The 21,414-nt window shown below is 67.4% G+C and carries 16 protein-coding genes; 6 read left to right on the top strand and 10 right to left on the bottom strand.

Annotated elements, in window-relative coordinates; translation table 11 throughout:
• Positions 1-8 precede the first annotated feature (8 nt).
• The 4 genes from dnaE to ACRYJK_RS03115 are packed head-to-tail and all read right to left on the bottom strand — an operon-like array spanning position 9 to position 6,015.
• Positions 9-3,557, bottom strand: coding sequence for a DNA polymerase III subunit alpha (dnaE, locus tag ACRYJK_RS03130; RefSeq protein ID WP_482666126.1), 3,549 nt, complete (start codon positions 3,555-3,557; stop codon positions 9-11).
• Positions 3,558-3,567: 10 nt separating this feature from the next.
• Complete coding sequence (locus ACRYJK_RS03125; protein ID WP_482666125.1) at positions 3,568-4,098, bottom strand: glutathione peroxidase; 531 nt, start codon at positions 4,096-4,098, stop codon at positions 3,568-3,570.
• A complete protein-coding gene (locus ACRYJK_RS03120) occupies positions 4,095-4,772 on the bottom strand; it encodes an ABC transporter ATP-binding protein (RefSeq protein ID WP_482666124.1) in 678 nt (225 codons plus the stop codon). Before ACRYJK_RS03120 ends, ACRYJK_RS03125 begins: the two co-directional genes overlap by 4 nt.
• Positions 4,765-6,015, bottom strand: coding sequence for a lipoprotein-releasing ABC transporter permease subunit (locus ACRYJK_RS03115; protein WP_482666123.1), 1,251 nt, complete (start codon positions 6,013-6,015; stop codon positions 4,765-4,767). Before ACRYJK_RS03115 ends, ACRYJK_RS03120 begins: the two co-directional genes overlap by 8 nt.
• A gap of 471 nt (positions 6,016-6,486) precedes the next feature.
• Here ACRYJK_RS03115 and ACRYJK_RS03110 point away from each other — a divergent pair, with 471 nt between their 5' ends.
• Positions 6,487-6,984 (top strand): Hsp20 family protein, encoded by a 498-nt coding sequence (locus ACRYJK_RS03110; protein ID WP_482666122.1) that lies wholly within the window; start codon positions 6,487-6,489, stop codon positions 6,982-6,984.
• 51 nt (positions 6,985-7,035) lie between these two features.
• Here the strand turns inward: ACRYJK_RS03110 and ACRYJK_RS03105 are convergent, their stop codons facing one another.
• From ACRYJK_RS03105 to tpiA, 3 genes are all read right to left on the bottom strand, one after another.
• Positions 7,036-8,667, bottom strand: a complete 1,632-nt coding sequence (locus ACRYJK_RS03105) for a CTP synthase (protein WP_482666121.1) — start codon at positions 8,665-8,667, stop codon at positions 7,036-7,038.
• A gap of 104 nt (positions 8,668-8,771) precedes the next feature.
• Positions 8,772-9,224 (bottom strand): preprotein translocase subunit SecG, encoded by a 453-nt coding sequence (secG, locus tag ACRYJK_RS03100; RefSeq protein WP_482666120.1) that lies wholly within the window; start codon positions 9,222-9,224, stop codon positions 8,772-8,774.
• Between the two features lie 95 nt (positions 9,225-9,319).
• Positions 9,320-10,063 (bottom strand): triose-phosphate isomerase, encoded by a 744-nt coding sequence (tpiA, locus tag ACRYJK_RS03095; RefSeq protein WP_482666119.1) that lies wholly within the window; start codon positions 10,061-10,063, stop codon positions 9,320-9,322.
• Positions 10,064-10,235: 172 nt separating this feature from the next.
• Here tpiA and ACRYJK_RS03090 point away from each other — a divergent pair, with 172 nt between their 5' ends.
• Genes ACRYJK_RS03090 through lexA form a run of 3 tightly spaced genes read left to right on the top strand, consistent with a single transcriptional unit; the run spans position 10,236 to position 13,492 of the window.
• Positions 10,236-12,161 (top strand): peptidylprolyl isomerase, encoded by a 1,926-nt coding sequence (locus ACRYJK_RS03090; protein ID WP_482666118.1) that lies wholly within the window; start codon positions 10,236-10,238, stop codon positions 12,159-12,161.
• Between the two features lie 11 nt (positions 12,162-12,172).
• Positions 12,173-12,769 (top strand): anthranilate synthase component II, encoded by a 597-nt coding sequence (locus ACRYJK_RS03085; protein ID WP_482666117.1) that lies wholly within the window; start codon positions 12,173-12,175, stop codon positions 12,767-12,769.
• 57 nt (positions 12,770-12,826) lie between these two features.
• Positions 12,827-13,492 (top strand): transcriptional repressor LexA, encoded by a 666-nt coding sequence (gene lexA, locus ACRYJK_RS03080; protein WP_482666116.1) that lies wholly within the window; start codon positions 12,827-12,829, stop codon positions 13,490-13,492.
• Here the strand turns inward: lexA and ACRYJK_RS03075 are convergent.
• Entirely contained in the window at positions 13,472-15,712 is a 2,241-nt protein-coding gene (locus tag ACRYJK_RS03075; RefSeq protein WP_482666115.1) for a ComEC/Rec2 family competence protein, read from the bottom strand. The genes lexA and ACRYJK_RS03075 overlap by 21 nt on opposite strands.
• Before the next feature lie 123 nt (positions 15,713-15,835).
• Between ACRYJK_RS03075 and gltX the strand changes: the two genes are divergently transcribed.
• Together gltX and ACRYJK_RS03065 are read left to right on the top strand one after the other, a co-directional pair.
• Positions 15,836-17,275 (top strand): glutamate--tRNA ligase, encoded by a 1,440-nt coding sequence (gltX, locus tag ACRYJK_RS03070; RefSeq protein WP_482666114.1) that lies wholly within the window; start codon positions 15,836-15,838, stop codon positions 17,273-17,275.
• An 87-nt stretch (positions 17,276-17,362) separates the two neighbouring features.
• Positions 17,363-18,649 carry a citrate synthase gene (locus ACRYJK_RS03065; RefSeq protein WP_482666113.1) on the top strand — a complete coding sequence of 429 codons (1,287 nt, stop codon included), beginning with the start codon at positions 17,363-17,365 and terminating at the stop codon, positions 18,647-18,649.
• Position 18,650: 1 nt separating this feature from the next.
• Here ACRYJK_RS03065 and ACRYJK_RS03060 read toward each other — a convergent pair whose 3' ends face one another.
• On the bottom strand, positions 18,651-20,063 hold the full coding sequence (locus tag ACRYJK_RS03060; protein WP_482666112.1) for a sensor histidine kinase: 1,413 nt from the start codon (positions 20,061-20,063) through the stop codon (positions 18,651-18,653).
• A 61-nt stretch (positions 20,064-20,124) separates the two neighbouring features.
• Positions 20,125-21,309 carry a hypothetical protein gene (locus ACRYJK_RS03055; protein WP_482666111.1) on the bottom strand — a complete coding sequence of 395 codons (1,185 nt, stop codon included), beginning with the start codon at positions 21,307-21,309 and terminating at the stop codon, positions 20,125-20,127.
• Positions 21,310-21,414: the final 105 nt, after the last annotated feature.

The raw sequence follows: 21,414 nt of genomic DNA, 5'->3' as shown, positions 1-21,414 counted from the left end.
TGTCTCCCTCACCCCGACGCGGCGCGCGCAGGAGCGGGTGCGAGACGAACGTGCCGCACTCCGTCGATGCGCTCAAGCCGATGCACGTCCTCCTGATCGAAATGACAGCGTTGGCACAGCCGCGCCTCGGCAATCGGCGCGTCGCTGCCGTCGTTGGCGACCACGCGCACGAGGATCGACGATCGCCCGGTGCGCGCCTCCGCCACCAGTCGCTTGAGCGTCGGCACCGGCGCCGCGCTCTCGATCTCCACCGTTAGCGCGAGCGCGCTGGTCGCCATGCGGCGCTCAAGATCTTCTGCGCTGCGCACCGTGACGCGCGGCGTCTCCTCCCCCTCGCGCCAGTCGAGCTCGACCTGGAGCAGCGCGCAGGCCCCGCTTTCGGCCATCGCCTCCAGCGCTTCGCCGGTGCCGGCATCGAAGCAGCTCGCTGGATATTGTCCCGAACGGTCGGACAGCATCAGCATGGCGTAGCGGTTGCCGCGCTGCGAGGTGCGCCACTTCACGCTTTCGACCAGCGCCGCCATCGTCGCCGCGCGGCGCTCACCCGGCGCGGCGGGGGTGTCGCCGGCGAGGCTGCCATATTCGCGGGTGCGCAGCGCGGTGGTGAGCAGCTCGTAGCGACTGACCGGATGCGCCGAAAAATAAAAGCCAAACGCGTCCTTCTCCCGCGCCATCGTCTCGGCGAGCGACCAGGCGGGCGCGGCGGGGAGGTGCACCGCGGGCATCGTCGCGACATCCCCGCCGAACAGACCGCCCTGCCCGCTCTCGCGTGTCTCTGCCGCGCGCGCTGCCGCCGCAAGCAATGTCTCCGCCCCCGCAAACACCGCTGCGCGTTCGTGTCCGAGCCCGTCGAGGGCGCCCGCGCCGGCCAGCGCCTCGATCTGGCGGCGATTGAGCAGGCGCGGGTCGATGCGTTCGGCAAAATCGTCGAGGTTGCGGAACTCGCCGCCGCGAGTGCGCTCCGCGACGACCGTCTCCATCGCCTTTTCGCCGACCCCTTTGAGCGCGCCGAGGCCGTAGCGCACCTGCCACCCCTCACCCACGCGCTCGACCGAAAAGGCCGCGCGCGACTGGTTGAGGCAGGGCGGCGCCACAACGACATCCGACCGCCGCGCGTCGTCGACGAACAGCGCGAGCTTGTCGGTAACATCGATGTCGAAGCTCATCGACGCGGCGAAGAATGCGTGCGGATGATGCGCCTTGAGCCAAGCTGTCTGATAAGCGAGCAGCGCGTAGGCGGCTGCGTGGCTCTTGTTGAAACCGTAGCCGGCGAACTTGTCGATCAAATCGAACAGCTCGTTGGCCTTTTCCTTGATGATGCCATTCTTGCCGCAGCCGTCCACGAACCGCGCCCGCTGCGCGTCCATCTCCTCCTTCTTTTTCTTGCCCATCGCGCGGCGCAGCAGGTCCGCTTCGCCGAGCGAATAGCCCGCGAGCACCTGCGCCGCCTGCATCACCTGTTCCTGATAGACGATGATGCCGTAGGTTTCATTGAGGATCGGTTCGAGCAGCGGGTGCGGGTAGCGAATGTCCTCGCGCCCGTTCTTGCGCGCGCCGAAGCTCGGAATATTGTCCATCGGGCCGGGGCGGTAGAGCGACACGAGCGCGATGATGTCGCCGAAGCTGGTCGGCTTCACGGCCGCGAGCGTGCGCCGCATTCCCTCCGATTCCAGCTGAAACACGCCGACCGTGTCGCCACGCTGGAGGAGCGCATAGACTTCCGGGTCGTCCCAACTCAGCGCGTCGAGGTCGATGTGTGTGCCCTGCTCCTCGAGCAGCCGGACCGCCTCCTTCAGCACCGACAGCGTCTTGAGTCCGAGGAAGTCGAACTTCACGAGGCCGGCGCCTTCGACATATTTCATGTCGAACTGAGTCACCGGCATGTCGGAGCGCGGATCGCGGTAGAGCGGGACCAGCTCCGCCAGCGGACGGTCGCCGATCACCACCCCCGCCGCGTGGGTCGAGCTGTGCCGTGGCAACCCTTCCAGCCGCATCGCCATGTCGACCAGCCGGCGAACCTCGGGCTCCTGCTTGTAGGCGGCGAGGAAGTCCGGCGCGGCGACGTGCGGCCGGCCATTCTTGTCGCTGCCGCGCCCCAGCGAGCGTTCGAGCGTCCACGGGTCGGTGGGATGGTTGGGCACCATCTTCGCCAGCCGGTCGACGCGGTTATAGCCCATCTGCAGCACGCGGCCGGTGTCCTTGAGGACTGCGCGCGCCTTCATCGTTCCAAAGGTGATGATCTGCGCCACCGTGTCGCGGCCGTATTTCTGCTGGACGTAGCGGATCACCTCGCCGCGCCGCGTTTCGCAGAAGTCGATGTCGAAGTCGGGCATCGACACACGCTCGGGGTTGAGGAAGCGTTCGAACAGCAGCCCCAGCTTGAGCGGATCGAGATCGGTGATGGTCAGCGCCCAGGCGACGACGCTGCCCGCTCCCGACCCGCGTCCGGGACCGACGGGAATATCGTTCGCCTTCGCCCATTTGATGAAGTCGGCGACGATGAGGAAGTAGCCCGGGAAGCCCATGCCGACGATGACGTCGGTTTCGAACGCGAGCCGTTCGAAATATTCGGGGTAGGCCGCCTCCAGCGCCTCGCTGGTGCGGGGGGATCCGCCGTCGAGCGCTTCCATCGCGCGCAGCCGATCGACGAGGCCGGCATGCGCGTCGCGACGCAGCTGCTCGGCTTCAGCGTCGCGGTCGCCGGCGATCGAGGGGAGGATCGGCTTGCGCGACGGCGCGCGTACCGCGCAGCGCTGCGCCACAACCAGCGTGTTGGCGAGCGCTTCGGGGACGTCGGCAAATATCTCCGCCATTGCGTCCGCGCTCTTGAGGTAGGCGTGCGGGCAGCTGCGACGACGCTCCGCGCTATCGACGTAGGCCGACTGGGCGATGCACAGCAACGCATCGTGCGCGGCGTGGAATTCGGGCTCGTCGAAGCAGGCGGGGTTGGTCGCGACCAGCGGCAAGTCGGCCGCGTAGGCGAGGTCGATCAACGCGTCCTCCGCCGCGTCCTCGATGGTATCGTCGCGCCGCGACAGTTCGATGTACAGCCGACCCGGGAAAAGCGGCGCGAGCCGGTCGAGGTAACGCCGCGCCCCCTCCCCTTGGCCCTCTGCCAGCAGCCGCGCCAGCGCGCCTTCGCCGCCAGCGGTGAGGCAAATCAGCCCCTCGCTCCGCTCCCCCAGCTGGTCCAGCGTGACCTGCGGCTCGCAGCCACTTTCAGGACAGAGGTGGGCGTCGCTGACGATGCGGCAGAGGTTGGCGTAGCCCGCGTCGTCCTGCGCGTAGAGCGCGAGCCTGTCGACCCCACCCTGCCCCGCCGCGACGTCGTCGGGGCGCGTGACGCTGACGAGTGCGCCGATGATCGGCTGCACCCCCGCCGCCTCGCAGGCGTCCGAAAAGGCCATGGCCGCATAAAGCCCGTTGCGGTCGCACAGCGCGACCGCCGGAAACCCGTGCCGCTTGGCCGCTTTGGCGATCGCCTTCGGCTCGATCGCCCCCTCCAGCATGGTGTAGCTCGAGAAGACGCGAAGGGGGACGTGGGGCGCGTGCGGCATTGGTCCGACGCTAGGGGCGCGGGCGAGATTCGGCTAGGCCCGGCGGCCTTAAACCGGTCTGCGACAGCAGCGCTTCGATCTCCTGCCGCAACGCGTCCGGCTTCGTCTGCGGTGGGTGCCGGCTCACGACCTTGCCCGACCGGTCGACGAGAAACTTGGTGAAGTTCCACTTGATCGCCTTGCTGCCGAGCAGGCCTGGGCGCTCTGCCTTCAGCCAGTCGTACAGCGGATCGGCGTTCGGCCCGTTGACGTCGATCTTGCGCATCACCGGGAAACTTACGTCGTAGCGCGTGGTGCAGAAATGGGCGATCTCCGCCGCATCGCCCGGCTCCTGCGCGCCGAACTGGTTGCAGGGGAAGGCAAGCACGACAAAGCCACGGTCGGCATAGTCGCGCTGTAGCTGCTCAAGCTCCGCATATTGCGGCGTGAACCCGCACTGCGAAGCGGTGTTCACGACCAGCACCACCTGTCCGCGATAGGATTCGAGGGCAGCGGGCGCCCCTGTCGGGTCCGCGACGGTGAAGTCGGTAAAGCGCGTCATGGCTGGAGACGTCCGTCCTGCAGCCGCACGACGCGGTCCATGCGTTCGGCCAGTCGCTCGTTATGCGTGGCGACCAGTGCGGCGGATCCTTCCGCGCGCACCAGGCCGACAAATTCGTCGAACACCACGTCGGCGGTGCGTTCGTCGAGGTTGCCCGTGGGTTCGTCGGCGAGGATCAGCCGCGGCCGCACCGCCAGCGCGCGTGCGACGGCGACGCGCTGCTGTTCGCCGCCCGACAGCTGCGACGGCCGATGCGACAGCCGTTTGCCAAGGCCCAGCGACGACAGCAATTCACCGGCACGCTCACGCGCAGCAACATCGCTTACGCCACCGACCAGCAGCGGCATCATGACATTCTCGACCGCGCTGAAATCGGGCAGCAGGTGATGGAACTGGTAGACGAAGCCGATCTTCGCCCGACGCAGCGCGGTGCGCCCCCGCTGGTCGAGCGTGGCGGCGTCCTCGCCTTCGATCGACAGTGCGCCGTCAAAGCCCCCCTCGAGCAGCCCGACCGCCTGCAGCAGCGTCGATTTGCCTGAACCGGACGGACCGAGCAGCGCCACAATCTCGCCCGGGAGCAGATCAAGATCGACCCCGCGCAGCACGTCGACCCGCGCGTCGCCTGAACCGAAGCTGCGACGCAAGTCGCGCGCGGTGAGGATCGTCTCACTCATAGCGCAGTACCTGCACCGGGTCGGTATTGGCCGCCTTGAGCGCCGGATAAAGCGCCGCGAGAAAGCTGAACAGGACCGCCATCACGGCGATGACGATGATCTCCACCGGATCGGGCCGCGAAGGCAATTCCGTGATCATGCGGATCGAGGGGTCCCACAGATTTTGCCCTGTCACATATTGGATCGCGTTCACGACGCTCTGGCGGAAGAACAGGAACACGAACCCGACCAGCAACCCGGCGATGACGCCGAGCACGCCGATGCTCGTGCCGATGGTCAGGAAGACGCGCAGGATCGAGCTGCGCTCGGCACCGATCGTGCGCAGGATGGCAATGTCGCGGGTGCGGGTCTTCACCAGCATGATCAGCGACGAAACGATGTTGAACGCGGCGACGAGGATGATGATCGACAGGATGACGAACATCGCAATGCGCTCCACCGCTAGGGCCTCGAACAGCGACGAGTTCATCTGTTGCCAGGTCCGGACGATCCCCTTCGACGCGACCGCGCGGCCGAGCGGTTCGGTGATCGCCTGCACCGCGTCGGCATCACGCGTGTCCAGCTCGATCACGCCGACGCTATCGCCCGCCAGCGTCAACACCTGCGCAGTGCTCAGCGGCATGATGACGTAGGCCTTGTCGAATTCGAACACACCCGTCTCGAAGATCGCGCCGACGGTGTAGCCGACCTGCCGCGGCACGACGCCGAATGGCGTGGTCTGCCCCGCAGGATTGATGATCGTGATCGGCGAACCGACGGTGATGCCGAGATTGGTGGCAAGCCCCGAGCCGACCGCGACCATGTCCTCGCTGCGAGCGACGCCCTCGAGCGAACCTGCGACCACCTTGCGACTGATGACCGGGTTGGCAAGCATGTCCTGCGGTTGCAGCCCGCGCACCAGCGCGAACTCGGCGCGTCCCTGGAATGTCGCGAACAGCGGCTGTTCGATCATCGGCGTCGCGCTGGTGACGCCGGGCGTGCGCCGCGCCTGATCGAGCACCTGCCGCCAGTCGTCGATACGCCCGTTGTAGCCCTGCACGACGGCGTGGCCGTTGAGGCCGACGACCTTGTCAAACAGCTCAGCGCGAAAGCCGTTCATGACGCTCATCACGATGACCAGCGCGGCCACGCCCAGCAGCACGGCAACGAAGCTGAAGATCGCGGCAACGAAGATGAAGCCCTCCCCCTTTTGCGGGAGGAGATAGCGTTTGATGATCAGCCGTTCGTGGGCAGCAAGCAGCATCGGCGGAGGGCGTCCCGGTTCTGACACGCCGGGCGCGCCGGCACTGCCGCGTTAGGGCTCGGTGAATGCTTCGCCAAGCCCCCGGAGCCAGAAGGGGCCTCCGCACCGTTGTTGCAGCAATTCCACACTGTTCGGCAAAAACGTCGCCTTCCCTGCGCGAGACAGGTGACAGGCCGCGAACTGCCGCATAGCCTTTGCCCTATTCCGAACCTGTTTCGCTTCAGCGGTCAGGTCCGGGGAGTTGCGGCGCCGCTCGACGCTGGCTGCCGCGCGGCATCCTCCGGGGGGAAGGATGACGCGAAACGGCCCCCGGATCGCTTGTTCGATCCGGGGGCTTTTTTCGTCGCACTACGGCGACTTGAACTTGTGACCATCTCCCCCAAATCCATTCGCGAAGGCGCCGTCCGGGCCTTCAGCCTGGCTCGCGCAGACGCGGGGCCGAACATGTCATCTTGCTACGGGAGACGACCGATGAACCGTTTTGATTTCACCCCTTACCGGCGCAGCTTCGTGGGTTTCGACAAGCTGTTTGAAGCGCTGGAAAATGCGACCCAGACCGGCACCGGGGGCAGCGACAATTATCCCCCGTTCAACATCGAGCGGCTCGACCAGAACCGCTACCGTATCACCGTCGCGGTCGCCGGGTTCCGTCGCGAAGATCTGGAGATCGTGGCGCAGCAGAATGCGTTGATCGTGAAGGGCAAGAAGGCTGACGCTGAACCCGCGCGCAACCAGTTCGTGCATCTGGGCATCGCCAATCGCAATTTTGAGCGTCGCTTCGACCTCGCCGACTTCGTGCGCGTGACCAGCGCCGATCTCGCCGACGGGTTGCTGACGATCGACCTCGTGCGCGAGATTCCCGAGGCGTTGAAGCCGCAGACGATCAACATCGGCGGCGGCTCGCAGGCGACGACCATCGACAACGCTCCGCCTTCTTCCGAGCAAGAGGGTGAGACGCCGACCACCTGATGGTGGCGTAACGGATGGGGGCGCCGCCGACATGGCGGCGCCCTTTTCGTATCAGACAAGCCGGCTTTGCGTGACCGCCGCCTCGATGAAGCTGGCGAACAGCGGATGGGGGTCGAAGGGCTTGGACTTCAGTTCGGGGTGATATTGCACCGCGACGAACCAGGGGTGGTCGGGGCGCTCGACGATTTCCGGAAGCAGCCCATCCGGTGACATGCCAGAAAAGACGAGCCCGCTGCGCTCCATCGCAGCGCGATAGCCGCCGTTGACTTCGTAACGGTGCCGGTGCCGCTCGGAAATCTCGGTGCCACCATAAATGCTCGCGACACGGCTGTTGCCGGACAACTCCGCATCATAGGCGCCGAGCCGCATGGTTCCGCCAAGGTCGCCACCCTCCTCGCGACGTTGCAGCCCTTCTTCGCTCATCCATTCGGTGATGAGGCCGACGACCGGTTCATCGGTCGGGCCGAATTCGGTTGAGGAGGCACCGCTGACGCCCCCGTCGCGCGCGGCGTCGATGCAGGCCATCTGCATCCCAAAGCAGATGCCGAAATAGGGCACCTGCCGTTCGCGCGCGAAGCGGATCGCCTCGATCTTGCCCCCCGCGCCGCGCTCGCCGAACGCGCCGGGGACCAGAATGGCGTGCATCGGCTCAAGTTCGGCTGCGACGTCGCTCCCCTCGCGCTCGAAAATTTCGGCGTCGATCCAGCGGATGTTGACCTTGACCCGGTTGGCGATGCCTCCGTGAACCAGCGCCTCGTTGAGCGATTTGTACGCATCGGGCAGGCCGACATATTTCCCGACGACGCCAACCGTGACCTCGCCTTCCGGGTTGGCGAGGCGATCGTTGATGTCCACCCAGCGGCCGAGGTCGGGCTCGCCCTGCGGTTCGATGCCGAAGGCACGAAGCACCTCATCGTCTAGGCCCGCGGCATGATACTGCAACGGCACCGCATAGATGGACGGCGCGTCGAGTGCGGGGATGACCGCTTCGGGGCGAACGTTGCAAAACTGCGCGATCTTGGCGCGCTCGCCGGCGGGGAGTGGGTGTTCGGTGCGGCAGACGAGCACGTCAGGCTGTACACCGAGCGAAGCCAGCTCACGCACGCTGTGCTGCGTCGGTTTGGTCTTGAGCTCGCCGGCCGCCGCGACGAAAGGCACCAGCGTGACGTGGATCGAGATACTTTCGTTGCGGCCCAGTTCGTTGCGCAACTGCCGGATGGCTTCGATAAACGGCAGCGATTCGATATCGCCCACGGTCCCGCCGATCTCGCACAGGACGAAGTCGAGATCGTCGGTCTCCGCACGCGCGAAGGCCTTGATCGCGTCGGTCACGTGCGGGATCACCTGAACCGTGGCGCCAAGATAATCGCCGCGCCGCTCACGCTGGATGATCGTCTGATAGATCCGGCCCGAGGTGATATTGTCGCTCTGGCGCGATGCGACGCCGGTGAACCGCTCATAGTGGCCGAGGTCGAGGTCGGTCTCCGCCCCGTCGTCGGTGACGTAGACCTCCCCATGCTGATAGGGCGACATCGTGCCCGGATCGACGTTCAGATAGGGATCGAACTTGCGGATGCGGACGCGGTAGCCGCGCGCCTGGAGAAGCGCCGCCAGACTTGCCGCCATGAGCCCCTTGCCGAGCGACGAAACCACGCCGCCGGTGATGAAAATATATCGAGCCATGGGGAGAGTCGCCTAGCGCCGGGCAAGGGCGAGGCGCAAGCGTCCCCGGCACGGACGCCCTGCACCAGATCGCATGAAACCGCTCGCCGTGGGCGAGGCGGAGGTTATTTCTGAACCGGAACGCTCGAGGCTGGCGCCGCGGGGGCTGGCGCGTTCGTCCCGACACCGGAGGCCGGGGCGGCGGGCGCCGGAACGCCGATCGCGGGGACACCCTGCACCGGGTTGAGCGGCGCACCGCCGCCGACGGGCACCGCGGGGGTGCTGGGCGCAGTCGGCAGCGCCGGGGCGGCAGTCCCGCCGCCGACGCCGCGCGTGTCGATCACGCCAGCCTTGTGCTGCACCGACGCCAGCACGGCGAGCGCGATGCAGAGCGCCACGAACAGCGAAGCGAGGATTGCGGTCGTGCGGGTCATGAAGTCCGCCGCACCGCGCGCGGACAGGAAACCGGTCGGGCTGCCGCCGGTGCCGAGGCCTCCGCCTTCCGATTTCTGCATCAGGATCACGGCGATCAGCGCCGCAGCGACGAGCGCCTGGAGGACGAGCAGAAACGCAAACATCGTGACCGTGCAACCTTACCGAATATCGCCCGTGGCGGCGCGGCGTCCGCGCCCCGTGGCATCGCCGCGCGCCTTACGCGACGGTGGCGGTGCGATCAACCGCGTGCCGCACCTGACGCCGCGGCGATGATCGGCACGAATGCTTTCGCGGTCAGGCTCGCCCCGCCGACGAGCGCCCCATCGACATCTTCAACCGCGAGGAGCGCGCCCGCGTTCTCCCCGTTCACGGACCCGCCATAGAGGATTCGGCTATCGCGCCCGCGTTCCCCCAGAGCGTCGCGGATGGCGCGGTGCATGGTCGCAACGTCTTCGACAGCCGCGACGCGACCCGTCCCGATCGCCCAGATCGGCTCGTAAGCGATGTCGATGTCAGCGGCGGCGCCCTCCTCCGGCAACGACGCGAGCAGCTGGCGCAGGACATAAGCTTCGGCTTCGCCGGCGTCGCGCACTGCAAGCGGCTCCCCAACGCAGAGGATGAGGCGCAAGCCAGCCGAACGCGCCGCCGCGATCTTTTCACGGATATCCGCATCGCTTTCGCCGCAGCCCTGACGACGTTCGCTGTGACCGACAATCACGAGTTGAGCACCGGCGTCGCGGAGCATCGGCGCGGAGACGGATCCCGTGTACGCCCCGCCCGCCGCCGCGTGGCAGTCCTGTCCGCCGACCATGACGCGCTCACCCAGGGCCTGCGCTGTCGCAGCGACCAACGTCACCGGCGGACAGATGGCGACTTCGACGTCAGCGAATTCTCGCGCCGCGTCCGCGATCGCGATGGCTTCGGCGACATTGGCCGAGAGCCCGTTCATCTTCCAGTTGCCGGCGATCAGCGGGGTCCGCAATTCTTATCTCCCTGGGCGTGGCGCATCGTTGCGGCGCGACTAGCGGGGCGCGCTCGTTCCCTCAAGCGCCGGCCCGGCGCGCGGCGTCAGGCTTGAAGCGCCACGGCGTGCAGCCTAAAGCCGCGGCGCCGCACCATTAGCGCGACATTTCATACCGGGACCTGGGACGACGATGATTACCTCGCTGCGGCGGATGTTCAGCTCCAAGCTCGGTGTGGGCCTCGCCCTCGCGTTTCTGGTCCTCATGGGCGTGTCGTTCGCGATGGCCGACGTGCAGGGGATGAGCAGCGGCGGCGGAACCGTCAGCGAAGGTCATATTGCCCGGGTCGGTCGCGAACAGATTGCGCTTAACGACGTACGGCGGCGTTTTGATGCGGCCTACCGTGAAGCGCAACAGACGCAGCCCGGCCTCACCCGCGAAGCATTTGCCGCGAGCGGCGCGTTCGACCGCATCCTGCGCGAAGTAACTGAATTGTCGGCGGTCACTCAATATGCCGACCACCTTGGTATCTCGGTCGATCCGAGTGCGGTCGATGCGGTGATTGCGCAAAACCCGGCGTTCTTCGGAACGAGCGGTCGCTTCGATCAGGCGACCTTCGAAGCGGCGTTGCGCAGTCAGGGTCTGACGCCTGACGATTTGCGCAACCAGATTCGCACCAGTATGATCGCGCGCCAGTTGCTCGCGCCGGGTGCACAGGTCGCTGGCGCGCCCGAGGCGATGACCGACGCCTACACCTCGATGCTGCTGGAGCGGCGGTTCGGGCGCGCGGTGTTCGTGCCCGCGGCTCAGTCGGCGCCCCAGAATGGCCCCGACGAGCCGACGCTGCAAAGCTTCTTCACTTCGCAGCGGGCACGCTATGCGCTGCCGGAGCGCCGGATCCTGCGCTACGCGATCTTCGATCCGGCGGCGAGCGATGTTGCCGTCGCCGTGACCGATGCCGAGATCGCGCAGCGCTACGAGGCGAACCGCGCGCAATTCGCGCCCACCGAAACCCGGCGGTTCCGTCAGGTCATCGCTGGCGACCGCGCGACCGCGGACCGGATCGCCGCTGCGGCGCGAACCGGCTCGCTCGAAGCTGCGGCGCGTGCGGCCGGCCTGGAGGCATCGCCGGTCGCAGCGAGCGACCAGCAACAACTCGCTCGGTCGACAAGCGCGGAGGCCGCCCGTGCCGCCTTTGCGCTCGCGCCACGCGGTGTTACGGGCCCGGTTGCGGTACCACTTGGCTTCGCCGTCCTACAGCTCGAGGCGATCGATCGTCAGGCGGGGAAGTCGCTCGCCGAGGCCAGCGGTGAGTTGCGGCGCGCGATTGAAACGGAAAAGCGCCGCGCAGCCGTCGCCCAGCGCTTCAACACGGTGCAGGACGCCTTTGGCGGGGGCGCGACACTCAACGAGGTTGCTCAGGCCAATGGGCTGCGTGTGGTGGAGACCCAGCCGCTCGCAGCCAGCGCGCCCGGCGGCGATGCCGAGGCGGTCGCGGTGCGCCAGGCCGGCTTTTCGCTTCAGGACGGGGAGCCGGGGCGCATCGTGCCGATCGGCGAAGGCGACGCGCAAAAATTCGCGCTGATCGAGCTGGCTCGCGTGTTCCCTTCCGCCCCGCCCCCGCTGCAGGACATCCGCGATCGCGTGATCGCCGACTGGCGGCTCGATCAGGGCAATCGCGCGGCGCGGACGAAAGCGCGCGCGATCGCACAGGCGGTCGAACGAGGGACCGATTTGGCCGCCGCTGCGCGAGCAAATGGCGCGGGCGCAAGCGTTCAGCCGATCAGCGGCCAGCGGATCGCCACGGCCGGCGGGCGAGGCGTTCCGCCGGAGATCGCGCTGCTGTTCAGCCTCGCCCCCGGCGAAGCTCGCACCCTCGAACTTCCGAACCGGACCGGCTGGATGGTGATCCGCGCCGATCGTTCGGAGGCGGCGGCGGCTACCTCCAATCCGGCGCTGCGCCAGGCGGTCAAGACGCAGTTCGGCCAGGCGTTGGGCAGTGAGATGGTGGAAACGCTGCTGAACGCCGCGCGCCGCTACGCACCGATCAGCATTGATCAGGCCGCGGTTGGGCGCCTGCGCCGTGAACTGAGTGGCGCCGCTCAGCCGACCAATTGATTTGCTGAGAGTTGGTCGACCGCATCCCCATCCTCGTCATCGATAACCAGGACAGCTTCACCTTCAATCTGGTCCATTATCTGGAGGGCGTCGGCGGCCGAACCATCGTCGAACGCTGTGACCGGACCACCGCTGCGGCAGCGCTCGCCGATCTCCCTGCGGGCGTTGTGATTTCGCCGGGGCCAGGCCGACCGGAGGAGGCGGGGTGCACACCGGAGGTCGTTGCCGCCTGCATCGCGCAGCGCATCCCCATCCTTGGCGTATGCCTCGGCCATCAAGCCATCGCGCAGCATTTCGGCGCGGCTGTCGTCGAAGGTCATATGATGCATGGCAAGACGTCGGCCGTCGACCACGACGGCAGCGGGCTGTTCGCGGGACTACCCTGCCCCATGACGGTCACGCGCTACCATAGTCTCGTCGTAGCGGGTTGCCCGAACGAACTCAGCGTGAACGCCATGACGGCCGACGGCGCGATCATGGGATTGCGGCACCCGACCTTGCCGATCCACGGCGTGCAATTCCATCCGGAGAGCATCGCCACCGACCACGGTCTTGACCTGGTCGCGAACTTTGTCGCCCTTTGTCGTGACAACCGTGAACATGATTGACGGCGACATCGAGGTTGCCTAGATGTTCCACTGACGTTCCACGGTCGGGGTAAGGCGATGTTGACGCGCAAACAGCATGAGCTGCTCAGTTTCATCGAAGACCGGCTGCGTGACAGCGGTGTCTCTCCCTCGTTCGAGGAGATGAAGGAAGCGCTTGGCCTGAAATCTAAATCGGGCGTTCACCGCCTGATTGGAGCGCTGGAGGAGCGCGGTTTTTTGCGGCGGCTTCCCAACCGTGCCCGCGCGCTGGAGGTGGTGCGCACGCCCGAAGCCGCGGTCCCGCCGGCCCGGTCGAACGCGTCGGCCAATCGCCCTCTTCCGCGCGCCGCAAACAATAATGCTGTGATCGAATTGCCCCTGCACGGGCGGATCGCCGCGGGCGTGCCGATCGAAGCGTTCGAGGATGCGGCGCAACTCCCTGTGCCGGCGGCGCTGCTCGGCCCGGGCGAACACTATGCTCTCGAAGTGTCGGGCGACTCGATGGTCGAGGCGGGGATCCTCGACGGCGATTACGCCCTCGTCGAACAGGCCGCGACGGCGAGCGAAGGCGACATTGTCGTGGCGCTGATCGACGGGCAGGACGCGACGCTCAAATATTTCCGGCGCGAGGGGGGCAAGGTTCGGCTCGACCCCGCGAATGCGACCTACGCACCGCAATATTATGATGCAAAGCGCGTGCGCATCCAGGGTCGGCTGGCTGGCCTATTGCGGCGTTACCACTGAGCTTGCGGGAGAGCTCGCCGGGGGTGCGGGTTTAATCCGGTCCCCGCCCCGCGGACTGTAGGCGGGCGCGACGCGGGGGGCGACCCGCCACGGGGCCAACGGTGCGTCATCGCGAACAGCTACCACGCGCCGGTCCGCGAGGTGGATCGCAACCCCGCCACTGTTGCGCAGGCGGGCTCGATCAAGCTTCAGCCAGCGCGGGCTGCAGGCGTCGGGCAGCCGGCGCGGGGCGATGACGATATCCGCTGCCCGACAGGCCGCCACCAGTTCGGGCCAATTGAGCATCACGTTGCCGCGGATGGCGAGGACGCGCATCGTCTGCCCTTCGCCTGCCGGCTGCTGCCACTGACAGGCCTCCTCGTTACATGAGGCCCCTGGCTGCGTGTCGATCGCCGGCAAGTCTTCATCAATCCCGGCGGCCTCGCCCAGTTGGCTGCGGACATAATCGCCAGCGCGATCTCGCAGCAACGCCACCGACCCGTTCGACATGCGCGCCGCGACGTGGCGACCATCGCCGGTGACCAGCAGATCGGGCGGGGTCTGCAGCGAAAGGCCGACGAGACTTGCTGCGAACGGCAGCACGCCGATCCAACGATGACGCCCGCGCCACAGGGTCGCCCACAGCCCGCCAGCCACACCCATAACGAACAGCCAAGTTGGGTAGATCGGCTGCATCAGCGTCGAACCGGGCGCGTTGGCGGCCAGATGGGCGAGCCGCAACAGTCCGCCGAGCGCAATTTCCGAAACCCACCATGCGGGCGCGCCAGCGCCGAACGAATCCAGCATCAGCGCGATGGCTTGCGCGGGCATGATGACCACCGTCGTCAACGGGATTGCGGCGATGTTCGCCAGCGCGCCGTAGAGTCCCATTTTGTGAAAATGGAAGAGGGCGATGGGCGCCAACGCCGCCTCCACCGCGAGCCCGGTCAGAATAGCGCCCACCAGCCAGCGGAGCGAAGCGGCCCACCACGGCTCGGCACGGCGTTCGAGCAGCCGCTGCACCCTCGGCGCGCCGTGCAGCGTCACAATGGCAACGATCGCCGCGAAGCTGAGCTGAAAACTCGGTGATACGATCGATTCGGGCCACAGCAGCAGCACGAAAAAGGCGCCGGCCGCGACCAATCGAAGTGACAAGGGATCGCGCCCTGCTGCAAGTGCCGTCAGAACCAGGATCGCCGCCACCAGCGAACGGATCGTCGGCACTTGTGCTCCCGTGAGCAGCGTGTAGCCCAACCCAACCAGGGCGCCGACCGCCGCGGCCACCAGCGGCAGGCGGATGCGCAGCGTCAGCCACGGCCACAGCGCTAGCAGCGCGAGCGTTGCGCTCATTGCGAGCCCCACCGCGGCTGTAACGTGCAGACCCGAGATCGAAAGGAGGTGAGCAAGTCCTGCGCGCCGCATCGCCTCCGCATCCGCCTCGCCGATCGCACTTGTGTCGCCGGTCACGAGCGCCGCTGCGATGCCGGCCTGCGGACCGCCAACCCGGCTCAAGACATGCGTCGTCAGCCGTTCGCGCAGCGCGGGCGCAGGGTCGTGCGGCCGCTCGATCCGTCGCACCTCGCCCAGCAATCGGCCGCTGGCGCCGATACGCTCGAACCAGGCGCGGCGGGCGAAGTCGTATCCGCCGGGGAGCAAAGCTTCCGCCGGCGGCACGAGCCGAGCGCGCAGCGCGATCGCATCGCCGCTGCGAATGCTCGCGCTCCCGGGACTGTCGAGCGGAAGCGACACGCGCACGCGCGGCGGGAGGTCCGGGCGGCCGATCGGGGCGAGCATCAACCGCCAGCTTTCCCGCGCCACCAGCCGCTCGACCCCGAGCACCTGCGCCTGCATCGATACAACGACAGGTCGAGCAAGGATCGGCGCGGCCACCCGTTCGCTGCGCCACCAGATGGCGAGGACACCCAGTGCGAGAAGCAGCCCGCCGGTAAGGATCGTGCGTCCTAGCCGCGTCCGGCGCGCGTCCAGCGCCGTCCCGATCAATGCCAAGCCGAACGCGAGCACGCACAGGCCAAGCCATGCGCGGGGTCCCGGCAGCGCAAACCACGCGGCGATGCCGGCCCCGAAGACGACAGGAAGCCACAGCGGCAACTGGTCGCGTTCGCGCTCCAGCCACGCTTCCGCCGCAGCGCGTGTTCGCGGCCACCACCGCTCCTTGGTGGGCGCTTCGTAAAATGGCGTGGGTGAGTCGGGGCTGTCGAATTGAAGCGGCGCGGACGCCATGCTAAACGCCCCCTTCGCGTCGCGGTCCTCAATGGCTCGCGTCGTTCGCCCCGACAACCGTGCCCGAGCCAGCGTCGCCGATGCCCCGCGACGCGGCGTGGCCGATCATGTGAGACGCGCGCCTTGAACGCAACCGCCGACCGTCCCGCCAGCGCCGGTGACCGCCCCGTCGTCACGCGCTTTGCACCTTCGCCGACGGGCTTTCTGCACATCGGCGGTGCGCGGACGGCGTTGTTCAACTGGCTCTACGCACGCCGGACCGGAGGCAAGTTCCTGCTTCGGATCGAAGATACCGACCGCGCGCGTTCGACCGACGCGGCCGTCGAGGCGATCCTGGATGGCATGCGCTGGCTTGGGCTCGACTGGGATGGCGAGGCCACGTTCCAATTCGCGCGGGCGGGTCGGCATGCGGAGATTGCACAGGGCCTGGTCGATGCTGGTCACGCCTATCGCTGCTACCTGACTCAGGAGGAGCTCGCCGCGATGCGCGAGCGAGCGTCAGCGGAGAAACGTCCGTTTCGCGTCGACAGCCCCTATCGCGACGGCGCCACACCGCCCTCCCCCGACGCACCGAGCGTTGTGCGCCTAAAGGCTCCGCGCGAGGGCGCGATCAGCATTGCCGACCATGTGCAGGGCGAAGTCAGCGTCAGCGCCGGCGAGATCGACGATTTCGTCCTGCTCCGCTCTGACGGCACGCCGACCTACATGCTGTCGGTGGTGGTCGACGATCACGACATGGGGGTCACTCACGTCATTCGCGGCGACGATCATTTCTCCAACGCCTTTCGTCAGGTGGCACTGATCGAGGCCCTCGGCTGGCCGATCCCGATCTATGCCCATGTGCCGATGATCCACGGCAGCGACGGCGCGAAACTGTCCAAGCGTCACGGTGCGATGGGGGTGGATGCCTATCGCGACGAGCTGGGCATGCTGCCCGAGGCGGTCGGCAATTATCTGCTGCGGCTCGGATGGGGCCATGGCGATGACGAGATCATCGCGCGCGACGATGCGGTGCGCTGGTTCGATATCGATGACGTCGGCCGCTCGCCGTCGCGGTTCGACCTCAAGAAGCTCGATAACGTCAACGCGCATTACCTGCGGACGAGCGACCCCGCGCGGCTTGCGGCGCTGGTAGTTGAGCGTGCGACGGCCGCAGGGCAGCCGCTGCCTGCCGATGCGACCGCCAGGCTGGCCGAGGCGATGCCGGTGCTCACGCCGCGTGCCACCACGCTGAACGATGTCGCGAAGGGCGCAGCCTTCCTCTTCGCCAACGTCCCGCTCGATTTCGACGAGAAGGCGACGAGCCTGCTTACCAACGCTCCCGATGGCGTGTTGGCGACGGCGCATGCCCGGCTCGGCGAGCTGGCGGAATGGACCGCGGAGAGTGTCGAGGCCGCAGTGCGTGGCGTTGCGGAGGATGCGGGTCTCGGGCTTGGCAAGGTTGCGCAGCCGCTTCGTGCTGCGTTGACGGGTCGCGCGGAATCGCCGGGGATCTTCGACGTCCTGACCCTTCTCGGGCGGGACGAAAGCTTGCATCGCATCGCTGCGGCGCTATCGCGGTAAGCAACCTTCTCGCCGCATTGGCGAGGCTTTGTAATTCGCGGGGCTGCGGCGGAACGCGGCGACCGCCACTGCGAAGGGCCACGCCAGATGACCGACGCCGCCAACCTCTCCACTGGTGACAAGACCATCAACCTGCCCGTCCTCGAAGGGACAGTCGGCCCGTCGGTCATCGACATCCGCAAACTTTACGCGGAGAGCGGGCAGTTTACCTACGACCCGGGTTTCACGTCGACCGCAGCGTGTGAATCCGCGCTGACCTATATCGACGGCGATGAGGGGGTGCTGCTGCACCGCGGCTATCCGATTGGCCAGCTCGCCGAAAAGTCGACCTTCATGGAGGTCGCCTATCTCCTCCTCAACGGCGAACTGCCGAACAAGGGTGAGCTCGACAGCTTCACCAATACCATCACCCGGCACACGATGGTCCATGAACAGCTCGCGACCTTCTACCGCGGCTTCCGCCGCGACGCGCACCCGATGGCGATCATGTGCGGTGTCGTCGGCGCGCTCAGCGCATTCTATCATGACTCGACCGAAATTCATGATCCCGAGCAGCGCAAGATCGCGTCGCACCGGCTGATCGCCAAAATGCCGACGATCGCGGCGATGGCCTACCAGTATTCGGTGGGCCGTCCGTTCGTCTATCCAGACAATTCGCTGTCCTATACCGGCAATTTCCTGCGCATGACCTTCGGCGTGCCGGCCGAACCTTATGAGGTGAACCCTGCGGTCGAAAAGGCGATGGACCGCATCTTTATCCTTCACGCAGACCATGAGCAGAATGCGTCGACGTCGACCGTGCGGCTCGCCGGGTCGTCGGGAGCCAACCCGTTCGCATGTATCGCGGCCGGCATCGCCTGCCTGTGGGGGCCCGCGCATGGCGGCGCCAACGAGGCCGCGCTTAACATGCTGCGCGAAATCGGCACCCCTGACCGCATCCCGCACTATATCGCCCGAGCCAAGGACAAAAATGACCCGTTCCGCCTGATGGGCTTTGGCCATCGCGTGTACAAGAACTACGACCCGCGCGCGACAGTGATGCAGGAGACGGTGCGCGAAGTGTTCGACGCGCTCAAGGTCAACGATCCGATCTTCGACGTTGCGCTGGAGCTTGAGCGACTGGCTCTCAACGATGAATATTTCATCGAGAAAAAACTGTTCCCGAACGTCGACTTCTATTCAGGTGTGATCCTGTCCGCGATCGGCTTTCCCACCGAGATGTTCACTGTGCTGTTCGCACTCGCGCGCACTGTGGGCTGGGTTGCGCAGTGGAATGAAATGATTTCGGACCCGGCGCAAAAGATCGGTCGCCCGCGCCAGCTCTACACCGGCCCGACCCAGCGCGATTACGTTCCGGTCGAAGCGCGCGGCTGAGCTAGCCGCTCATCGGAGCGCGCGGCAGGGTCAGCGTGAAGCGCGCGCCCTGCCCCGCGCCGCTGTCGACGGTGAGCTCTCCGCCCATCGCCCGCGCAAGCCGGCGCGAGATGTAGAGTCCAAGACCGCTCCCGGCCGCGTCGGTGCGGCCCAGTCGCTCGAACTTTTCAAACAGACGGTCCTGCTGTTCGAGTGGGATGCCGGGGCCCTGATCCGCCACCGTGACGCGGGCATTCGCCTCATCCGCTTCGACCCGCAGCCAGATCGCACTGTTTTCCGGCGCATAGCGGATCGCATTGCCGATCAGGTTGAGCAGGATCTGGAGCACGCGTCGGAACTCGCCGATCGCCGGCGCGGTCTCGTTGGCGTGCGGCGGGTCGATGCGCTGGCCGCGATCCTCCGCCTTCATCGCCAGAAGCCCCGCCGCCCTCCGCGCGAGGTCCGCAAGGTCGACGGGCTCACGCGCGGTGGTGAACCCCTCGCGATCGACCGCTTGCAGGTCTGCGAGATCGTCAACGAGGTCGAGCAGGTGACGGCCGGCGAGCGCGATGTCGCTGGCGTAACCCGCATATTCGCTGCGAACCGGTCCCTCCCGCTGCCCGGCGATGGTTTCGGCGTTGGCGATGATGCGACCCAACGGCCGGCGCAATGCACCGTCGATGCGCAGCGCAAAGCTTCGCGCGTCGAGCTGGCCGAGAAGATCGGTGCCCCCGCCCGCCCCGAGCGGCGCGGCCGCGGCACTCGGCGCCGACACGTCGGCGGGAAGCTGGCCAAAGCCGACCGGGGCGGCGGCGCCGGTGAAGCCGACGAACTGGTCCTCCTCCCACATGGCCTTGGCATCGAGCGAAAGAAGCGTCCCGGCCGCCGGGCCCGCCGCAAGACTGGCGGGTTGCTGGCGCATGTCCGCCTGGCGGGACAAGGCAACGAGCAACGGCAGCGCGCCGTGCCGGTCGGGCAGCAGGTGAAACAGCTCCGCCAAGGAGCGGCCCAGCCAGCGCGTCTCGCCGAGGCCCCATGCGGGATCGGCTTCGACATGCACCAGCCGCAGCCGCACGTCGCTCGCCCAGCGAACCATGCCGGGCGGAACGGCGCGCTGAGGAAGCGGGGCGGGCGGCGCTGCATCAAGAGCGACCGCCTCTCGTTTTCGCCAGTCGATCAGTTCGACTCGCGCGATGTCGCCGGTCGGAAACACCCGCGCGTGAGCGAAAATGTCGCTTGCGACGTCGCCGAGCACAACTGCGCGCTCGATCGGCTGGCCGAGGCGCAACGAAAGCCGCGCCACCCGGGCGAGTGCGGGCAGCAGCAGTGGGCCACCAAGGTCGCCTCCGGCCGCGTGCTGAAGGTCGAGCACGTCATTACCCGCGCTCAGCAGCACGCCGTCCGCGGACACGCTGGCGCGCGCCACGGCAGTCATACGCAGATGCTCGCGCCAAGAAGGGGAGTGCCAGCCACACGGGCGGTCTAACCGACGAGGGTTAAGAGCGGATAAACCAGCGCCAGCCGAGGTAGGCTGCAAGCGCGACGCTGAGCGCCAGTCCGCCGAGATCATGGCCGAGCGCAAGCACCGCGAGCGCGACCGCCGGGAGCAGAGCTGCGACGTCGGGATGACCCAGGTCATCGCCCTCGGCGACCACGCGAGGGGCGAAGAGCGCGAGCAACGCCACCCCGACGCCTCCGTCACCGAGCGCTGGCGGCACGATGCTCGCCCCTCGCTCGGCGAGCGCGAGCGCGCCGAAGCCCACCACCAAGGTGACGAGCGCAGCCCTCTCAGCCCAACGGGGTTCGGGCCGGAACCGGGCCACGAACCGCGCGGCGCCGGTCGCCCAGAAACTCGACCAGGCGGCCAGCACGCCGGGCAACCAGGCGCCGGCCAGCATGGCGCCGGTCCCCCCCGCCAGCAGCGCAACGCCCAGCCCGCGCGCCCACAGACCGGATGTAGGGCGTGCCAGCAGCCAACCACCTATGAGTCGGATCACGGGCGCGATCAGCCACCGCTCCCCCCACCCGCGATCGCGGGTGTCACGCGTGGCGATGATGCGCTGTTCGACGAGCGTGGCGACTTCGTCCGATCCGGCAATGGCGAGCTCGCCGGCAGCAAACTGGCTGGCGTCCCACGGCAGGCGCGGCACGCCGTCCTGTCCCGCTTGGCGAAGCGCCGCGAGCAATGGGTCCCATTCTTCCGGCAAGTCGCGAAGCCGCTCTCCGGCCCCCGGCCCCAGCATCGCCAGTCCGCCCCAGCGCGTCTCCGGATCGAGCCGTTCGAGGTCGCGCGTGGCGAGCGTGTCGCTGGTGACCAGCAAGGCGGCGTCGCGCGCGCTCGCCACCGCCGACCAGACGCCGTCGCCCGCGACTAGACCATCCGCTACCAGCAAAAGCCGTTCGTTCGGTTGCAGCAGGTCGGCGATGTCGGCCCCGTCGCGGATAAGCTCCACGTCGCTGCCGCGCGCGCGCATGCGATCGCAGGCCTGGGTGAGTGCCGCCGGGACGCCGTCGACCAGAATCATCAGCCGCCGCGCGCCCGCCGCGCGCGCGCGTTCCGCCTGCTGCTCGATAATCGTCATCCCCGCGACCGGCAGCAGCGCGCGCAACGTTCCGCTGCCGCCCGGCTGGGTCGGCGCATCGACGAGGTCCTGTGCGGACAAGAGAGCGGCGAACGTCATGGTGCGCGCACCGCTTAGCAAAGCCGCGCGCGGTTGACAGTGCGATTGATCGCGCGATGCCGCAGCCGGCCGACGAAACGCCGCCATCACCGTCTAAGAGCGGAG

It is taken from the genome of Sphingomonas sp. BLHR8 (genome assembly GCF_056821725.1).
This window is presented reverse-complemented; position numbering and strand designations above follow the sequence as displayed.